This window comes from Streptomyces sp. NPDC059455 (assembly GCF_042750115.1).
Classification (GTDB): domain Bacteria; phylum Actinomycetota; class Actinomycetes; order Streptomycetales; family Streptomycetaceae; genus Streptomyces; species Streptomyces endocoffeicus.
This window is the reverse complement of sequence record NZ_JBHYVB010000233.1, coordinates 12,793-16,883: the sequence shown is the minus strand read 5'-3', so window position 1 is coordinate 16,883 and position 4,091 is coordinate 12,793. Positions and strand designations below refer to the sequence as shown.

The 4,091-nt window shown below is 72.6% G+C and carries 2 protein-coding genes and 1 pseudogene; all 3 read left to right on the top strand.

Annotated elements, in window-relative coordinates; genetic code table 11:
• The first annotated feature begins 11 nt into the window (after positions 1 to 11).
• A complete protein-coding gene (locus ACFXB5_RS46045) occupies positions 12 to 2,000 on the top strand; it encodes a peptidoglycan D,D-transpeptidase FtsI family protein (protein ID WP_385219986.1) in 1,989 nt (662 codons plus the stop codon).
• Positions 2,001 to 2,012: 12 nt separating this feature from the next.
• Entirely contained in the window at positions 2,013 to 3,773 is a 1,761-nt protein-coding gene (locus ACFXB5_RS46040) for a UDP-N-acetylmuramoyl-L-alanyl-D-glutamate--2,6-diaminopimelate ligase (RefSeq protein ID WP_385219984.1), read from the top strand.
• A 62-nt stretch (positions 3,774 to 3,835) separates the two neighbouring features.
• Positions 3,836 to 4,091: pseudogene (locus tag ACFXB5_RS46035) on the top strand (UDP-N-acetylmuramoyl-tripeptide--D-alanyl-D-alanine ligase); the annotation flags it as partial.

The following is a 4,091-nucleotide window of genomic DNA, read 5'->3' as shown; positions in this document are numbered from 1 at the left end:
GGGGCCGTGGTGTGCGCGCCCCCCCCCCCCCCCGCCCCCGGGGGGGCCCGGGCCCGGCCGCCCCCCGCGGCGACCGCCGCCCGCGCCAGGACCCGGGACGGCGCCCCGACGAGCGCCGGCGCCAGGGCGGACCGCCCGGCCGTCCGGCCCCGCGCCCCCGCCCCGGCGCTCCCCAGCAGCTGCGGCTGGGCAGCCCGCGCCCCCGGCTGCGGCTGATCAGCCTCGGCCTCACCCTCGTCATGCTGGTCTTCGTCGTACGGCTGCTGCAGGTGCAGGCCGTCGACGCCAGCGCCTACGCGGCCAAGGCCAACATCAACCGCTACATCCCGGTGAAGCTGTCCGCCGAGCGCGGCTCCATCACCGACCGCAACGGCGTCGACCTGGCGACCACGGTGGACGCCTACGACATCACCGCCGCCCCCGACCTCCTCACGCCCAAGACGGCCAAGACCCACGACGCGCCCCGCCAGGCCGCGGCCCTGCTCGCGCCGATCCTCGGCAAGGACCAGGCGGACCTGGAGCAGAAGCTCACCGACAACCCCAGGTCGCAGTACGTCGTGCTCGCCCGGCAGCAGTCCCCGCAGGTCTGGAACCAGATCAAGGACCTGAAGAGCGCCCTGGACGACGCGGCGGCCAAGGGCAAGGGCACCAATGTCCTGGCCGGGGTCAACCGCGAGGCGCACAGCAAGCGGGTCTATCCGAACGGGGACCTCGCCGCCGGGATTCTGGGATTCGTGGACGCCGACGGACGCGGCTCCGCCGGGCTCGAGCAGCAGCTCAACAAGAAGCTCGCGGGCAAGGACGGCAAGCGCGTCTACGCCCAGTCCGGCGGCCACCAGGTGCCCACCGGCGACGTCAGGGAGCAGCCCGCGGTCCCCGGCAGCGACTACGAGCTGACCGTCGACCGGGACATCCAGTGGGCCGCCCAGAGCGCCATCGCCGACCAGGTGCGCAAGTCCGGGGCCGACCGCGGCTACGTCATCGTCCAGGACACCCGCACCGGGCAGCTCCTGGCCATGGCCAACGCCCCCGGCTTCGATCCCAACGACATCACCACCACGGACGCCGACGCCCTGGGCAACGCCGCGGTCTCCGACGCCTACGAGCCCGGCAGCGTCAGCAAGCTGATGTCCATGGCCGCCGTCCTCCAGGAGGGCGTGGCGCGCTGGGACACCCATGTGGTGGTGCCCAACCGGCTGCCCCGCGCCGACCGGGCCTTCGCCGACGACATCGACCATTCGACCTGGTACCTCACGCTCAACGGCGTGCTCGCCAAGTCCAGCAACATCGGCACGATCCTCGCCACCGAGCAGCTGGCCAAGACCAAGCGGCAGAGGAACCAGATCCTCTACTCCTACCTGCGCAAGTTCGGGATCGGCCAGCCCACCGGGCTCGGCTTCCCCGGTGAGACCCCGGGCATCCTGGCCAAGCCGCAGGACTGGAGCGCCTCCCAGCAGTACACCATCCCCTTCGGCCAGGGGCTGTCGCTCAACGCCATCCAGGCGGCCTCGGTGTACTCCACCATCGCCAACGGGGGCGAGCGCATCGCGCCCACCCTCATCCGCGGCGCCAGGGGGCCCGGCGGCGACTTCACCGCCGCGCCCGCCCCCAAGAAGACCCGTGTCGTCAGTAAGGAGACCGCGAAGACGCTCGCCGAGATGCTCGAGTCGGTGGTCGACGATGAGCAGGGCACCGGCACCAAGGCGAAGATCCCGGGCTATCTTGTCGCGGGGAAGACCGGCACCTCCAACCGAGTGGACCCCAAGACCGGCCGCTACCGCGGCTACACCGCGTCCTTCGCCGGCTTCGCCCCGGCCGACAAACCTCGGCTGACCGTCTACTGTGCCGTTCAGAACCCGACCAAGGGCAGTTACTTCGGCGGGCAGGTCTGCGGACCGGTCTACAAGAAGGTCATGGAGTTCGGCCTCAAGGCCCTGCAGGTCCCGCCCTCCGGGAAGCAGCCCAAACGGCTCCCGGTGAGCTACAGCCCGGGCCAGTGAGCGGACTCAGCAGTGACGACGATCACGCCGGACCCCGGGAACCACGGTCCGGTACGGCCCCGCACCGCCGCCTCATTTCGCGGGGGAGCGGGTGTCCCGGGTACGCTCACCGCCGTGCCCCACGCTGATCAGTCCCAAACCCCTCAGAAGGACGTTTCTGTGGAATACCCGGGAGCGCCCCGTCCTCTCCAGGTCCGCCCGATCCCGCTGGCGGAGCTGGCGGATCAGCTGGGCGTCGAAGCCCCCGAAGCCCCGGAAGGGGCCGCGGTCACCGGGATCACCCATGACTCGCGGGCCGTGCGCCCCGGCGATGTGTACGCCGCGCTGGCCGGTGCCCGCCTCCACGGCGCGGACTTCGCAGCCCAGGCCGCCGATCTCGGCGCGGTCGCGGTGCTGACCGACCCGGCCGGCGCCGAGCGCGCCGCCGCCACCGGCCTGCCGGTCCTCGCGGTGGACAACCCGCGCGGCCGGATGGGCGCGCTGGCCGCCACGATCTACGGCGAGCCGGGTCACGACCTGCTCCAGATCGGCATCACCGGTACCTCCGGCAAGACCACGACCGCGTATCTCATCGAGGGCGGCCTCAAGGCTGCCGCGAAGCACGATGGCGGCCTTACGGGGCTCATCGGCACCGTGGAGATGCGGATCGGCGACGAGCGCATCAAGTCCGAGCGCACCACCCCCGAGGCCACCGATCTTCAGGCCCTGTTCGCGGTGATGCGCGAGCGCGAGGTCCGCTCGGTCGTCATGGAGGTCTCCAGCCACGCCCTGGTCCTCGGCCGCGTCGACGGCTGCGTCTTCGACGTCGCGGTCTTCAACAACCTCAGCCCGGAGCACATGGAGTTCCACTCCGGCATGGAGGACTACTTCCAGGCCAAGGCCCAGCTGTTCACCAAGGCCCGCAGCCGCCTCGGAGTGATCAACTACGACGACGAGTACGGCCGCCGCCTGATCGAGCAGTCCGAGGTGCCCGTCACCACCTTCTCCGCCGAGGGCCACCCCGACGCCCACTGGCGCGCCGCGGACGTCGAGGTCGGCCCGCTCGGCTCGACCTTCACCGCCGTCGGCCCGAACGGTGAGTCCGTACGGGCCGCCGCGCCCCTCCCGGGCCCCTTCAACGTGGCCAACGCGCTCGCCGCCGTCGTCGCGCTCGCCGTCGCCGGGATCGACCCGCAGACGGCCGCCGACGGCGTCGCCGCCGTCCCCGGTGTACCGGGTCGGCTGGAGCGGGTGGACGTGGGCCAGCCCTACCTCGCGGTCGTCGACTACGCCCACAAGACCGACGCCGTGGAGTCGGTGCTGCGTGCCCTCCGTAAGGTCACCGACGGCAAGCTGCACGCCGTCCTCGGCTGCGGCGGGGACCGCGACCGGCTCAAGCGCGGCCCCATGGGCGCCGCCGTGGCCCGGTACTCCGACACGGCCGTCCTCACCTCCGACAACCCCCGCTCCGAGGATCCGCTCGCGATCCTCGCCGCCATGCTCGCGGGCGCCGCCGAGGTGCCCGCCCACGAGCGCGGTGATGTGCTGGTCGAGGAGGACCGGGCCAACGCCATCGCGGCCGCCGTCGCCCGCGCCGAGCCGGGTGACACCGTCATCGTGGCGGGCAAGGGCCATGAGCTGGGCCAGGACATCGCGGGCGTGATCCGGGCCTTCGACGACCGCCAGGTACTCCGCGAAGCCATCGAGCTCAGTGAGCGAGCCCACAGGCGCGATGCCACGCGCCCCGAGGCGAGCCCACAGCACCGGGACAAACACCTAGACGACCAGGGATGACAGACCGCCATGCGCGCACCAGCCCCCTCCAGGCAGCTCTCCCGCACGGCCGGAGGTGATCAGTGATCGCACTGTCCCTCACCGAGATCGCCGGCCTAGTCGGTGGACAGCCGCACGACATACCGGACCCGGACCTGAAGGTCACGGGCCCCGTCGTGATCGACTCCCGTGAGGTGCGGCCCGGCAGCCTCTTCGCCGCGCGGGCGCGGGGGCGCGGGGGAGGGGCGCACAGTGCCCGGGGGCCGGGCGCGGCGGGGGCGGGCGGCGGGGTCGTGGGGCGCGGTGCGGTCAAGCCAGTCACCGCACCCGCCCGCCGCG